Annotated in this window: 13 protein-coding genes; 8 read left to right on the top strand and 5 right to left on the bottom strand. The window is 74.2% G+C overall.

Annotation, left to right across the window (positions count from 1 at the left end; genetic code table 11):
- Nucleotides 1-151 precede the first annotated feature (151 nt).
- Together ACFWAR_RS18525 and ACFWAR_RS18520 are read right to left on the bottom strand one after the other, a co-directional pair.
- Nucleotides 152-1,024, bottom strand: coding sequence for an undecaprenyl-diphosphate phosphatase (locus tag ACFWAR_RS18525; protein ID WP_385778355.1), 873 nt, complete (start codon nt 1,022-1,024; stop codon nt 152-154).
- A gap of 48 nt (nt 1,025-1,072) precedes the next feature.
- Nucleotides 1,073-1,792, bottom strand: a complete 720-nt coding sequence (locus ACFWAR_RS18520) for a TVP38/TMEM64 family protein (protein ID WP_385778354.1) — start codon at nt 1,790-1,792, stop codon at nt 1,073-1,075.
- A 49-nt stretch (nt 1,793-1,841) separates the two neighbouring features.
- Here ACFWAR_RS18520 and ACFWAR_RS18515 point away from each other — a divergent pair, with 49 nt between their 5' ends.
- From ACFWAR_RS18515 to ACFWAR_RS18500, 4 genes are all read left to right on the top strand, one after another.
- Nucleotides 1,842-2,558: a DNA alkylation repair protein gene (locus ACFWAR_RS18515; RefSeq protein WP_385778353.1), complete on the top strand. Its 717-nt coding sequence runs from the start codon at nt 1,842-1,844 to the stop codon at nt 2,556-2,558.
- 331 nt (nt 2,559-2,889) lie between these two features.
- Nucleotides 2,890-4,071, top strand: coding sequence for an elongation factor Tu (tuf, locus tag ACFWAR_RS18510; protein WP_385778351.1), 1,182 nt, complete (start codon nt 2,890-2,892; stop codon nt 4,069-4,071).
- A 76-nt stretch (nt 4,072-4,147) separates the two neighbouring features.
- Nucleotides 4,148-4,993, top strand: a complete 846-nt coding sequence (locus ACFWAR_RS18505) for a patatin-like phospholipase family protein (protein ID WP_385778349.1) — start codon at nt 4,148-4,150, stop codon at nt 4,991-4,993.
- A gap of 76 nt (nt 4,994-5,069) precedes the next feature.
- The gene (locus ACFWAR_RS18500) at nt 5,070-5,861 is read left to right on the top strand and encodes a spermidine synthase (protein WP_385778477.1); all 792 of its coding nucleotides are present in this window, start codon (nt 5,070-5,072) and stop codon (nt 5,859-5,861) included.
- Nucleotides 5,862-5,933: 72 nt separating this feature from the next.
- On the opposite strand, the gene ACFWAR_RS18495 is transcribed toward ACFWAR_RS18500, so the two are convergent.
- Both ACFWAR_RS18495 and ACFWAR_RS18490 read right to left on the bottom strand, forming a co-directional pair.
- Nucleotides 5,934-7,283, bottom strand: coding sequence for an MFS transporter (locus ACFWAR_RS18495; RefSeq protein ID WP_385778347.1), 1,350 nt, complete (start codon nt 7,281-7,283; stop codon nt 5,934-5,936).
- 70 nt (nt 7,284-7,353) lie between these two features.
- Nucleotides 7,354-8,379 (bottom strand): hypothetical protein, encoded by a 1,026-nt coding sequence (locus ACFWAR_RS18490; protein WP_385778345.1) that lies wholly within the window; start codon nt 8,377-8,379, stop codon nt 7,354-7,356.
- Nucleotides 8,380-8,475: 96 nt separating this feature from the next.
- On the opposite strand from ACFWAR_RS18490, the gene ACFWAR_RS18485 reads away from it, so the two are divergent.
- From ACFWAR_RS18485 to ACFWAR_RS18475, 3 genes are all read left to right on the top strand, one after another.
- Complete coding sequence (locus ACFWAR_RS18485) at nt 8,476-8,928, top strand: DUF4442 domain-containing protein (RefSeq protein WP_385778343.1); 453 nt, start codon at nt 8,476-8,478, stop codon at nt 8,926-8,928.
- 152 nt (nt 8,929-9,080) lie between these two features.
- Entirely contained in the window at nt 9,081-11,600 is a 2,520-nt protein-coding gene (locus ACFWAR_RS18480) for a beta-glucosidase (protein ID WP_385778341.1), read from the top strand.
- 60 nt (nt 11,601-11,660) lie between these two features.
- Nucleotides 11,661-12,314, top strand: coding sequence for a DedA family protein (locus ACFWAR_RS18475; RefSeq protein ID WP_385778475.1), 654 nt, complete (start codon nt 11,661-11,663; stop codon nt 12,312-12,314).
- A gap of 85 nt (nt 12,315-12,399) precedes the next feature.
- Here the strand turns inward: ACFWAR_RS18475 and ACFWAR_RS18470 are convergent, their stop codons facing one another.
- Nucleotides 12,400-12,945 (bottom strand): gamma carbonic anhydrase family protein, encoded by a 546-nt coding sequence (locus tag ACFWAR_RS18470; protein ID WP_385778339.1) that lies wholly within the window; start codon nt 12,943-12,945, stop codon nt 12,400-12,402.
- A 131-nt stretch (nt 12,946-13,076) separates the two neighbouring features.
- Here ACFWAR_RS18470 and ACFWAR_RS18465 point away from each other — a divergent pair, with 131 nt between their 5' ends.
- Nucleotides 13,077-13,877, top strand: coding sequence for an acyltransferase (locus ACFWAR_RS18465; RefSeq protein ID WP_385778337.1), 801 nt, complete (start codon nt 13,077-13,079; stop codon nt 13,875-13,877).
- Nucleotides 13,878-13,988 lie beyond the last annotated feature (111 nt).

Genomic DNA, 13,988 nt, shown 5'->3' with positions numbered 1-13,988 from the left:
GGGCCGCGTCTTTTTTTTATATCTACCCCCCCACCCTCCTATTCTGGGTGCCCCCCCCCTGGGTGTGTGGTCTCCCCCCGGGCCACCCCGGGGGGGGGCCGGCCGCACGGGAACGTTCCCGTGCGGCCCCCGCGTGCGGGTGCGGCGCGCGTCAGCCGACGGACTCGCCCGCGTGCGGGCTCAGCACACCCATGGCGAGCAGCACGAACAGCACGATGCCGAGCAGGATCCGGTAGATCACGAAGGGCATGAAGGACTTCGTCGTGATGAACTTCATGAACCAGGCGATCACGGCGTAGCCGACCAGGAAGGCGATGACCGTCGCGAAGATCGTCGGCCCCCAGGAGACGTGCCCCTCGCCGACGTCCTTCAACTCCATGCCGCCCGAGGCCAGTACGGCCGGGATGGCGAGGAGGAAGGAGTAACGGGCCGCCGCCTCGCGGGTGTAGCCCATCAGCAGACCGCCGGAGATGGTCGCGCCGGACCGCGAGACGCCCGGGATCAGGGCCATCGCCTGCGCGACACCGAAGATCAGGCCGTCCTTGACGCCCAGCTCCTGGAGCGTCTTGCGCTGCTTGACCACCCGGTGCTTGCCGCCGGTCTCGTCGCGCGAGGCCAGCCAGTCGGCGAAGCCGAGCACGATGCCCATCACGATCAAGGTCGTGGCGATCAGCCGCAGATCACGGAAGGGGCCTTCGATCTGGTCCTTGAGCGTGATGCCGAGGACGCCGATCGGGATCGAGCCCACGATGACCAGCCAGCCCATCTGGGCGTCGTGGTCCGAGCGCATCGCCTTGTTCGTCAGCGAACGGAACCAGGCGGAGATGATCCGCGCGATGTCCTTGCGGAAGTAGATCAGCACGGCGGTCTCGGTGCCGATCTGGGTGATGGCGGTGAAGGCCGCTCCGGGATCTTCCCAGCCGGCGAACGCCGCGGTCAGCCGCAGATGGGCGCTGGAGGAGATCGGGAGGAACTCCGTAAGCCCCTGGACGAGACCGAGGATTAGGGATTCGAACCAGCTCATGTCGGGGTGCGCTCGTCCTTGTGATCGTCGGGAAGTTCGCTCCCGATGCTAGGGCGTGCGGGTGACCCCGCCGACCACTGGGGTCTGCTGCGGCGTCAGGCCGCTCGTAGGGGGCGCGGTCAGCTTGTGCCTCTTGCGCCACGCGACGGCCGCGGCGAGCGCTCCGGAGACGGTGATGAAGCCCAGCGAGGCCAGGAAGACGGGCGAGGTGGGCGAGGAGGCGCTGCCCCCGGCGATCACGTAGGCCGCCGTGTTCGGGACGGTGCCGAGCGCCGTCGCCAGCAGGAACGGAACCCAGCCGCAGCGCGAGATCGCGGCGATGTAGTTGGCGGCCGCGAACGGCACCCCGGGGAAGATCCGCACCGCCAGCATCGATCGGAACCCGTGCCGGCTCAGCTGCCCGTCCGCCGCCAGCAGCCAGCGTCCGCGCAGCAGCGGCCGCAGCGCCTGCTGCCCCATCGCCCGGCCGAGCCCGAAGGCCACGGCCGCGCCGAGCACCGTGCCGCCGACCGCGGCCACCAGGCCGAACTGCGCGCCGAAGACCGCCCCCGCGGCCAGGTTCAGCAGCGGGCGCGGCACGAACGCCGCCGTGCACAGTCCGTACACGACCGCGAACGACAGGACCGCCGTGCCGAGCGGCAGCGAACCGGTCCAGCCCTGCGACAGCATCCGCTGTGGCTCGAACAGCAGCACGCACACGCCGGCCGCCACCAGCAGCACGACGAGCAGGGCCAGCCGGAACCAGGGCGCCAGAAGCAGGGGGGACATCCGCCGAGACTAACCGACGCCCCTGTCGGGGCGCCGTAATCTGGACCTCATGCGGCCGAACGACAGGCGTCCCCCGGACATCCCGCGCAGCGCGCTCGCGGGCACCCTGCTGGGCGGCCTCACCCAGGTGTACCCGGCCGCGGCGGACCCGGACCGGGCCCGCGCGATGGCCGCCTACATGAAGGACGTCTCGCCCTTCCTCGGGATCCCCACCCCGCTGCGCCGCGAGCTGACCCGGGCCGTGACGAAGGACACCGCGGCGCCCGGCGAGGCCGACTGCGCCGCGTTCGCCCTGCGCTGCTGGCGGCTGCCGGAGCGCGAGTACCGCTACGCGGCCGTGGACTACCTGCGCCGCCACGTGAAGCGCTGCGGCTCCGGCTTCCTGCCCGTGGTGCGGCACCTGATCGTCACCGACCCCTGGTGGGACACGGTGGACCTGCTGGCCGCGCACGTGGTGGGGCCGCTGGTGGCCGCCGATCCCGCGCTGGGCGCGGTGATGGACGAGTGGATCGGGGACGACGACCTCTGGCTCGCCCGGACCGCGCTGCTGCACCAGCTCGCCTACAAGGGCGCCACCGACGCGGACCGGCTCTTCGCCCACTGCCGTCGCCGGGCCGACCACCCGGACTTCTTCGTCCGCAAGGCGATCGGCTGGAGCCTGCGCGAATACGCCCGGACCGCTCCCGACGCGGTGCGCGCCTTCGTCGACGCCCACCGCGCCGAGCTGGCGCCGCTGTCGGTGCGCGAGGCGCTCAAGCACCTCTGAGCGCACGGAGGTCCGGCGCCGCGCCCCGTTAATTCGTTCGACGTGGTGGCGCCGCCGCGACAGGATCGGTCCCATGTTCCGGCACCCCTTCCCCGCAGCGCCGTCCGCAGTCGCGGACGCGCCGAAGGCTGCCGTCGTGGACATCGCACCCGCACTCGCGGCCGCGGACCTCGCATCCGCACCCTCGGCGCCCTTCGGCGGCGCACGAAGCTGACCCTTCCCGGATCGTCCGGCGGACCCCGCAGGGGGAGGGTCGGCAGGATCCAGGGGTCCCGTTCAGGATTCCGGTCGCCTTTCGGCACCGGAAACGACGCGAAAACGGGAAACAGTCATGGCCAAGACGGCCTTCGTGCGGACCAAGCCGCACCTCAACATCGGCACCATGGGTCACGTCGACCACGGCAAGACCACCCTCACCGCCGCCATCACCAAGGTCCTCGCCGAGCGCGGGGGAGCGTCCTACGTGCCCTTCGACCGGATCGACCGGGCGCCGGAGGAGGCGCGGCGCGGGATCACCATCAACCTCTCGCACGTCGAGTACGAGACGGACACCCGCCACTACGCCCACGTCGACATGCCCGGTCACGCCGACTACGTGAAGAACATGGTGACCGGCGCGGCCCAGCTCGACGGCGCGATCCTCGTCGTCTCCGCGCTCGACGGGGTCATGCCGCAGACCGCCGAGCACGTGCTGCTCGCCCGCCAGGTCGGCGTCGACCACATCGTCGTCGCCCTGAACAAGGCCGACGCCGGGGACCCCGAGCTGATCGACCTGGTCGAGCTGGAGGTCCGCGAGCTGCTGAGCGCCCACGGGTACGGGGGCGACACCGCCCCCGTGGTCCGGGTCTCCGGGCTGGGGGCGCTGGAGGGCGACCCGCGGTGGACCGGGGCGGTGCTGGCGCTGCTGGACGCCGTGGACACCTACGTACCGATGCCGGTGCGCTACACGGACGCGCCGTTCCTGCTGCCGGTGGAGAACGTCCTGACCATCACGGGGCGGGGCACGGTCGTCACCGGCGCCGTGGAGCGCGGCACCGTCCGCATGGGCGACCGGGTCGTGCTGCTCGGCGCGGCCGGGGAGCCGGTCGAGACGGTGGTCACCGGCCTGGAGACCTTCGGCAAGCCGATGGACCGCGCCGAGGCCGGGGACAACGTCGCGATCCTGCTCCGGGGCGTCCACCGCGACGGGATCCGCCGCGGTGACGTGGTCGCCGCCCCGGGCAGCGTGGTGCCGCGCCGGCGCTTCACCGCGCAGGTGTACGTCCTGTCCGCCCGGGAGGGCGGCCGGACCACGCCACTGGCCAGCGGATACCGGCCACAGTTCTACGTCCGCACCGCCGACGTCGTCGGGGACGTGGACCTGGGCGCGGCGGGGCTCGCCCGGCCGGGGGAGACGGTCGCCATGACCGTCGAGCTGGGCCGGGACGTGCCGCTGGAGGCGGGGCTCGGCTTCGCGATCCGTGAGGGCGGGCGGACGGTCGGCGCCGGAACGGTGACGTCCGTTCTCGGCTGACCCTGAGGTCACCGTGGTGACGGCAGCCCGCCTGCGGCAGACTGCCGTCACCACACACGGATGAGCGGGGGCTGCGATGAGCGGCGAGACGGCGCTGGTGCTCGGCGGCGGAGGCCTGACCGGGGTCGGCTGGGAAGCCGGGATCATCTACGGGCTCGCCGAGGCGGGCATCGACCTGTCCGCCGCGGAACTCGTCGTCGGCACCTCCGCGGGCTCCGTCGTCGGCGCCCAGCTGACCTCGGGCCTGCTGACCCCGCGCGAGCTGTACGAGCGCCAGCTCGCCGGAGCGGGCGGCGAGATCCCGGCCAAGATGGGCGCCGGGCTCGTCGCCCGCTACGCCGTCGCCATGCTGCGGGCCAGGGACGCCACGGCCTACCGGCGCCGGGTCGGCGAGATCGCGCTGGCCGCCGACACCGGGGACGAGCGCGCCCGGCGCAAGGTGCTGGAAGCGCGGCTGGTCTCCCACCAGTGGCCCGAGCGGCGGTTCGTGGTCACCGCGGTGGACGCGCGGACCGGGGCCGCCGCCGACTTCGACCGGCACAGCGGGGTCGGCCTCGTCGACGCCGTCTCGGCGAGCTGCGCGGTGCCGGGGGTGTGGCCCCCGGTGAGCGTCGGGGAGCGGCGCTACGTCGACGGGGGCGTGCGGTCGGCCGCCAACGCGGACGTGGCCACGGGCTACCGGCGCGTGGTGGTCCTGGCGCCCATGGCCATGGGCACCGGGGTCTCGCCCTCGCCCGGCACGCAGGTCGAACGGCTGCGCGCGGACGGTTCCAAGGTGCTGCTGATCACCCCGTCCGCCGAGGCCCGCAAGGTCTTCGGGCGCAACGTGCTGGACCCGGCCCGGCGGGCCCCGGCGGCCCGGGCGGGGCTCGCGCAGGCCGCCGCGCACGCGGCCGAGGCCGCGGCCGTCTGGACCTCCTGAGCTGCCCGACAATGGTGGGGTGGACGACGAACAGATCCCGGTGATCCGGGACGTGGGCCAGGGCACCGCCAAGCTGATGCCGGACGTGGACCGGCGGCGGGCCTGGCTGCTGACCGTGGACGGGGCCCCGCAGTCGTACGTGGACCTCGACGATCCGCACCACCTGGAATTCGAGTACGTGCGCCGACTCGCGCACGTCCTGGACCGCGCGGCCGCCCCGGGCGCGCCGCTGGACCTGCTGCACCTGGGCGGCGGCGCGCTGACGCTGCCCCGCTACGCGGAGGCCACCCGGCCCGGCTCCCGCCAGCGGGTCGTCGACTTCGACCGGGGGCTGCTGGACCTGGTCGCCGAGCACCTGCCGCTGCCCGAGGGGGCCGGGATCGAGCTGCACGCGGCGGACGCGCGGGCCTGGCTGGAGGCCGCGCCCGCGGCGAGCGCGGACGTGCTGGTGGCCGACGTGTTCGGGGGCTCGCGGGTGCCGGCCCAGCTGACCTCGGTGGAGTACGCGCGCGAGGCGGCCCGGGTCCTGCGGCCCGGCGGGACCTACGTGGCCAATCTGGCCGACGGGGCGCCCTTCGCGTTCCTGCGCGGGCAGCTGGCGAACTTCGCCACCGTCTTCCCGGAGCTGGCGCTGATCGCGGAACCGGGAGTGCTGCGCGGACGCCGCTTCGGCAACGCCGTGCTGGTGGGCTCCGCCCGGGAGCTGCCGGTGGCGGCCCTGGCGCGGGCGTGCGCGGCGGACGCCTTCCCGGCCCGGGTGGAGTTCGGGGCGGGGGTGGCGAAGCTGGCCGGGCGGGCCGCGATCGTGCGGGACGCCGACGCGGTGGCCTCGCCGGAGCCGCCCGAGGGCGCCTTCAGCATCGGCTGAACCGCGGTCCCTCCGGGGGCCACCGCCGGGCCGCGGCCCCGCCGGGGCGCGCGTCCCGGTCGACCCGCGGGGTCAGTCGCCGGCGGGCGATCCGGCGGGCGAACCCGTGGCCGCGGCCACGGCGGCGGCGCTCCCCCCGGAGGGCAGGTCCGGTCCGCCCGCGGTCGGGAGCGCGGGCACCGGCTTGCGGGTCAGCCGACGGACGTCGGGGACGGTGAGGACGGCGGCCGTCACGATGACCACCAGGGCCGCACAGCCCCAGAGCGCGTTGGTGCGCCCGACGGCCGATTCGACCGGACCCGCGAGGGCGGTGGCGACGGGCAGCATCGAGATGGAGCCGAACCAGTCGTAGGCGGAGACCCGGGAGAACTTCTCCTCCGGGATCTCCTGGTGCATCGTGGTCATCCAGTTGACGCCGAACACCTCGATGGCCAGCCCGCTGACCAGCATCACCACGCACAGGCCCCAGGTCGGCAGCGGGACCGCCAACCCCGCCGACGGCAGCGCCAGGGGGAACACGCAGAGCGTGCCCACCAGCAGCAGTCGGCGCGGCTTCCACACCATCATCAGGACGGCTCCGCCCAGCGTGCCGACCCCGAAGGCGGCCAGGGCCAACCCCCAGGGGGCGGGGCCGCCGAGGTGCTCCCGGGCGACCAGCGGCCCGTAGACCGCCTCGGCCGCGCCGACGACGGCGACCACGACGGAGAACTGGAGCACGATGCTCCACAGCCAGGGGCGGCTGCGGAACTCGACCCAGCCGTCGCGCAGATCGCCCACCAGGCTGCCGCCGGGCTCCCTGGGGGCGATGTGCCGGACGTCGAGGAAGGCGCGCAGGGCTCCCGCCAGCGCGAAGGCGACTGCGTCGACCGCGAGGACCCAACCGGGGCCCATCGCGGCGATCATGGCGCCGCCGAGCGCGGCGCCGCCGATGCCCGCGCCGTTCACCGCCATGCGGAAGAGCGCGAAGGCCCGGTTGGCGTGCTCGCCGGAGACGCTGGAGAGCAGCATGCCCTCGGCGGCCGGGCTGAAGAAGGCGGTACCGGTGCCGCACAGCGCGGTGAGCAGCATCATCTGCCACAGCTGCGGGTCCCCGGCGAGGACGAGCACGGCGAAGGCGCCCTGCGAGACGCAGTTGAGGGCGTTGGCCGCCACCATCACCCGGTGGCGCGGTATCCGGTCGGCGATGGCGCCGCCGATGAGCAGGAAGAGGACCAGGGGGAGCGTACGGGCGGCGGTCACCAGACCGACGTCCCCGCTGGATCCGCCCGCTTCCAGCACGGCGAAGGCGGACGCGATGAGCGCGCCGTTGCTGCCGAGGTTGGTCACCACCGCCGCGCCCGTCAGCAACGTGTAGTTGCGTCCCGCCCAGGCGGGGCGGTGACGGAGCGCGGACGGGGGGCCGGGGGCGGTACGGGAGCTCACCCCCGGACTATCCCCGCCCCGGGCCGGGAAACCAAACCGATTAACGGTCCGGGGGCGGAGGAGCGGGAGGTCATCCCGCGGTGAGCCGGACCGAGCTGAGGATCTTCTCGTAGACCTCGGGCTTGACCTCGTCGGGGACGTTCGCCGGGCCGTAGAGCACCCAGCTGGAGAAGTCGCCGTTGGTGGTCTTGAAGCTGAAGGCGATGGACTTGCCGTCGGTGTCGCACTTGTTCTTCTTGGGCAGGCCGCTGACGGTCGCGGTGTCCATGTGCCCCTTGAGGCCGGAGAGGGTCGTGTACTCCTTGGCCGTGCCCACCTTCACGGTGCCCTTGGGCGCCTTCTGCGCGTAGGCGGCGAAGACCCAGTTGCCGGCCTCGTTGTAGGCCGCCTCCGCGGTGTCCTTCGCGCCCTGGCCGCCCTTGGTGCCGGTGGTGGCCAGGGCGGTCGACTCCTCCTTGCCGTTCTTGTCGGAGTCGACCTTGCACCACTCGCCCTTGTACTCCGCGGGCGCGGACATGCTCAGGAGCGGCGAGCCGTCGTTCTTGGACTCGTCGGTGATGCCGTAGGTCATGCCCGAGCCGTCGACGTTCCAGTCCGCCGGGACGTCGAAGGCGGTCCCGTACTTCGGGTTGACGACCACCTTCCAGCCCGGGATCACGGGGGCGACGTCGCCGCCCGCGCGCGGGTTGCCGGTCGGCGCGGGCGGCGGGACCGGGGCGGGGGAGCTGGCGGCGGGCTTGTCGTCGGCCACGTCCTTCTTGGTGTTGTCGTCCTTGGTGAGGACGAAGGCGCCGGTGACGGCCGCGGCCACCACGACCGCGGAGGCGGCCACGATGGCGACGGTCTTCGTCGCGAAGGGGCTCGATCCCTTGCCCCCCTGCGCGGGCTCCTGCGGGTGGGGCGGTGCCTGCCCCCACGGCTGGGTCGGCGGGGGCTGTTGGTAGCCCGGCTGCGGGTACCCGTAGCCGGGCTGCTGCTCCCCGTACCCCGGCTGCTGGTACGGGTTCGGTGCTCCCGCCTGCTGCTGGTACGGGTTGTTCTGCGCGTCCTGCGCGTTCTGCTCGCCCCCGGGCGGCTGCTGCTGTCCTGGCCACATGGCCGGTAACGATAGTGGGAGCGGGCGGCGGGAACCACGGCCGGTCCCGTTACGGCTCTGGTCAAGCCCATCTACTCGTGGGTAACATCGCTCGTCATGAGCGCAGACCAGATGAACGTGGGCGAACTGCTCGCCGCGACCGTGCCGATGGCCAAGACCCTGAACCTCCAGTTCCTGGAGACCACCCCCGAGCGCGCGGTCGTCCGCCTCCCCGACCAGCCGGAGTTCCACAACCACGTCGGCGGGCCGCACGCCGGTGCCATGTTCACCCTCGCCGAGTCCGCGAGCGGCGCGATCGTGCTGGCCGCCTTCGGGGACCAGCTCTCGCGCGCCGTCCCGCTCGCCGTCCGGGCCGAGATCGGCTACAAGAAGCTGGCCAAGGGCGTCGTCACGGCCACCGCCACCCTCGGCCGCCCGGCGGCCGACGTGATCGCGGAACTCGACGCGGGCGGCCGCCCCGAGTTCCCCGTGACCATCGCCATCCAGCGCGAGGACGAGGCCGTGACCGGCGAGATGACCGTGGTCTGGACGCTGCGCCCCAACGCCTGAGGCCGACGGGCGGGACCGGGGTGCGTCCCATCAGTGGAAGGCCGCCCCGCCGAGGGCGCGTCCCGGCGGGGTCGGGCGCCGCGTGGCGCACAGTGGGCCGGGGGCGGTCCGGCGCGGGCCGCCCCGCCCACTGCCGCTTCCAGGGAGCCCCCATGAGCGAGGCCGTGTCCCGCCGTACCGCCATCAGGCTGCTGGGCGCGGCGGGCGCCGTCCTCGGCGCGACCGGCTGCGTCCCCCAGGTGCCCCCGCGCGCGGGGGCCCGTACGGCCGCCCGGGCCAGCGCGGCCGGAGCCACCGCCCGGCCCGGCGCCGGCGCCCGGGTGGACGCGCTGCTGGAGCGGCTGACCCTGGAGGAGAAGACCGCGCTGCTGCACGGCGCCGTTGACCCCTCCCCGCTCGGTCAGGCGGGATACGTGCCCGGCGTACCGCGCCTGGGCATCCCGCCGCTGCGGCTCGCCGACGGACCGGCCGGAGTGCGGGTGGCCCGCCCGGCGACCGCGCTGCCCGCGCCCGTCATGCTGGCCAGCGCCTTCGACCCCGCCCTCGCCCGCGCCTACGGCCGCGTCATCGGCCGCGAGGGCCGCGCGCTGGGCCAGGACGTGCTGCTGTCGCCCATGGCCAACCTCATCCGCACCCCCTACGCCGGCCGCAACTTCGAGACCTACTCCGAAGACCCGCGGCTGACCGCCGACCTGGTCGCGGAGGTGGTCCGCGGCATCCAGGACGAAGGGCTCATCGCCACCGTCAAGCACTTCGCCCTCAACAACCAGGAGAAGGGCCGCGACACCATCGACGCGGTCGCCACCGAACAGACCCTGCACGAGACGGAGCTGCGCGGCTTCGAAGCCGCCGTCGCGGCCGGGGCGGGCTCGGTGATGGGCGCGTACAACAAGGTCAACGGCACCTACGCCTGCGAGAACAAGCCGCTGCTCAACGAACTGCTGCGCGGGCGCTGGGGGTTCGACGGCTGGGTGATGTCCGACTGGCAGGCCACCCACAGCACCGTCGCCGCCGTCACCGCGGGCCTCGACATGGAGATGCCCGCCGGCACCCACTTCGGCGAGCCGCTGCGCGAGGCCGTGCGCGCCGGATCCGTCCCCGAGCACGCCGTGGACCTCGCGGTGCGCCGGGTGCTCAGCACCATGGACCGCTTCGGCCTGCTGGAGGCGTCCCCCGCGCCCCGCCCGTCCCGCGATCCCGCCGCCGGCGCCGAGGTCGCCCGGCGGGTCGCGGTCGCCGGCGCGGTCCTGCTGCGCAACGAGAAGGGGGCCCTGCCGCTCACCGGGGCCGCCGCCCGCTCCCTCGCCGTCATCGGGCCCACCGGCCAGGTGCCCTTCGTCAGCGGCGGCGGCAGCGCCCACGTCGTCCCCGACCGGGACCGGGCCGTGAGCCCGCTGGCCGCGATCCGCACCCGCGCCGGCAAGGGGGCCGAGGTCCGCCAGGCCCTCGGCGAGGACCTGTACGGGCGCCCGCTGCCCGCGGGCCTGCTGACCCCGGCGGCCGCCCTGGACGACCAGGTCGTGGACGCGGGCAAGGAGCACCACTACGAGGGCGCCTTCACGCTCCGCGAGGCCGACGAGTGGACCCTGCTCGTCCACTACAGCGGCAAGCGGCCCGACGTGCGCCTCGACGGCGAGGAGGTCTTCCCCGTCCAGCAGGGCGTGGCCGAGTACTTCGCGGGCGGGCTGCTCGGCGCCGCCCCCGACGGGCTCACCGTGCGCCGCCGTACGCTCGCCCTCGCGCCCGGCACCCACCGGCTCACCGTCGGCGCCCACGGCGGCGACCGGGGCGCGCGCTTCCGGCTGCGCCACACCACCCGGGCCAGCCGCGCCGCCGACGTGGCCGAGGCGGTGCGGGTGGCCGCCGCCGCCCATAGCGTGGTCCTGTTCGCCTACGAGGACGCGACCGAGGGCGCCGACCGGACCGGCCTGGGGCTGCCCGGCGGCCAGGCCCGACTGATCGAGGCGGTCGCCGCGGCCAACCCGCGCACCACCGTGGTCCTCAACACCTCCTCGTCGACCGCCATGCCCTGGCTCGCACGGACCGCGGCCGTGCTGCAGATGTACTACCCGGGCCAGGAGGGCGCGCGCGCCACCGCCGACGTCCTGTTCGGCGACGCCGACCCGGGCGGGCGGCTCACCCAGACCTTCCCCGCCGACGAGCGCGCCACCCCGGTCGGCGCGGACCCGGTGCGCTACCCGGGGGTCGGCGGGCGCCAGGAGTACGGCGAGGGCGTCCACGTGGGCCACCGCTGGTACGACGCGGAACGGGTGGCCCCGCTCTTCCCCTTCGGCCACGGCCTCTCGTACACCACCTGGCAGTACGAGAAGCTGACCGTACGCCCCCGGGGCACCGGACTGCGGGTGGAGTTCACCGTGCGCAACACCGGCCGCCGCGCGGGCACGGACGTGGCGCAGGTGTACCTCGGCCCCTCGCCGGACCTCACGCTCGACCAACCCGTCCGCGCCCTCGCCGGCTACCGGCGGATCGATCTGGCCCCCGGCCGCTCCCAGCGCGTCGCCGTCGACCTCGACGCCCGCACGCTGTCCTCCTGGGACCCCGGGCCGCACGCCTGGGTCGTGGGCACCGGACGGCGCGAGGTGTGGGTGGGGCGCTCCTCGCGGGAACTGCCCCTGAGGGCGGCCGCGGTGGTGCGCGCGGCGGGCCGGTAGGCTGGCGGGTCGGTGCGCCACAGGGGGCGCGCCGCGACCACGCTGCGGGAGGACGTACCGGTGCACATCCAGGAATGGCTGGAGACCATCCCGGCGGTGAGTGTCTATCTGCTGGTCGGCCTGGTCATCGGGTTGGAGAGCGTGGGCATCCCGCTTCCCGGGGAGATCGTCCTGGTCAGCGCGGCCCTGCTCGCCTCGCAGAACGGCGGCATCGACCCGGTGGTGCTGGGCGCCTGCGCGAGCGCGGGCGCGATCATCGGGGACTCGATCGGCTACGCGATCGGCCGCAAGGGCGGCAAGCCGCTGCTGGCCCGGCTCGGGCGGCGCTTCCCCCGGCACTTCGGGGAGCACCACGTCGCGATGGCCGAGCGGTCCTTCGAGAAGTGGGGCATGTGGGCCGTCTTCTTCGGGCGGTTCGTGGCGCTGCTGCGGATCTTCGCGGGGCCGCTGGCGGGCGTGCTGCGCATGCCGTACTGGAAGTTCCTGATCGCCAACGTGCTCGGCGGGATCATCTGGGCGGGCGGCACGACGGCGGTCATCTACTACATCGGGATCGTCGCGGAGGCCTGGCTGAAGCGGTTCTCCTGGCTGGGGCTGGTGGCGGCCGTGCTGATCGGCCTCACCTCCATGCTGGTGCTGCGCAGCCGGGCCAAGAAGTCGGCGGCCAAGGCCGAGGCGACGGTGGCGGCCGAACCGACGGTCGCGGTCGACTGACACCCCGGGCGAAAGCCCCGACCGACGGCCCCGGGCGGGCGCGGCCGCCGGGGCCGCCGCGCCCGCCCGGGAGGCCGCGGGTCCGCTACGCGGGGTCCTCGACCGCCGCGCGGTGCTGCTTCGCCAGCTCGACGTACATCGTCGCGTTCAGGCTGATGCCCGCCCGTTCCTCGTCCGTCAGCGGGCGCCGGACCTTCGCCGGTACGCCCGCGACGAGGGAGCCCGGCGGGACGACCATGCCCTGCGGCACCAGGGCCTGGGCGGCGACCAGCGAACCCGCGCCGATCACCGCGCCGTTGAGGACCGTGGCGCCCATGCCGATCAGGCAGTCGTCCTCGACGGTGCAGCCGTGCACCACCGCGTTGTGGCCGATGGAGACGCGCGCGCCGATGGTCACGGGGAAGCCGGGGTCGACGTGGACCGTGCAGTTGTCCTGGACGTTGCTGTCCGCGCCGAGCACGATCGGCCCGCAATCGGCCCGCAGCACCGCGGAGTACCAGATGCTCGCCCCTGCGGCGAGGCTGACGTCGCCGACGACGACCGATGTCGGCGCGGTGAACGCCTCCGGGTGGATGGCCGGCTTCTTCCCGCCGACACCGGCGACGAATGCCTGGTCCGCCTGAAACGTCATGTTCTCTTCCTCTGCTTCCGGATGCCGCGCTCCTCGCACCGTAGGCCACGCGCGCGGCCGGCCGTCCGATGGGGTGAAGATCACAGGAGGGCCGTCCGGACGCCCGGGGCGCGGCCCACTACCGTGGCCGGGTGCCGAAGAACAGAAACACGTTCTCATCCGTCTCGTCCGCGGAGGTCCGGGCGGCCGTGACCACCCTGCGCCGCCGGACCGCGAGCCGGATCGTCCACGCGGGCTGGCGCTGGGCGCAGCGGGCGGGCGCGGTCACCGCGCAGGCGCCCGGGCGGCTGCGCTTCGGCGCCATCGGCGAGGGCACCCGGCTGGCCTTCCCCCAGGGCACCGTCTTCGGTGAACGCTGGATCCACCTGGGCGAGCACTGCATCATCGCCGAGCAGGTCACCTTGACCGCCGGGATGATGCCGGACCTCGACCTCGGCCGGGACCCGATGCTGGTCCTCGGCAACGGCGTGGTGCTCGGCCGGGGGAGCCACGTCATCGCGGACACCCGGATCACCATCGGATCGGACACCTTCTGCGGGCCCGGGGTCTACATCACCTCCACCAACCACAGTTACGACGACCCGCACGAGCCCGTCGGCAAGCAGTGGCCGCGCAGCGCGCCGGTGGAGATCGGCCCGGGCTGCTGGTTGGGCACCGGCGCGGTGGTCCTGCCCGGCGCCCGGCTCGGCCGCAACGTGGTGGTGGCCGCGGGGGCCGTCGTCCGCGGCGAGGTGCCCGACCACGCCGTCGTCGCCGGGGCACCGGCCCGGATCGTGCGCCGCTGGGAGCCGGAGACGGGCTGGCAGCCGCCGCTGCGCACCCCGGCCCCGGTGCCGATACCGGAAGGGGTGACTCCCGCGCAACTGCGCGCGCTGGAGGAAGCCGAACGTATCGCCGAGTCCCGCGGGATCGGATCGTCCGCCACCCCCTGATCGGGCGCCCTGCGGGCGGAACGGGTGAGTCCGATACCGAACGTCAGCTCAGCGATTGTCCAAATCCTCCCCACGGGTCGCCGATGCGGGAAGGCGCCCGGGGCGCGCGGC

The organism is Streptomyces sp. NPDC059917 (assembly GCF_042730635.1).
Classification (GTDB): Bacteria; Actinomycetota; Actinomycetes; order Streptomycetales; family Streptomycetaceae; genus Streptomyces.
This window is presented reverse-complemented; position numbering and strand designations above follow the sequence as displayed.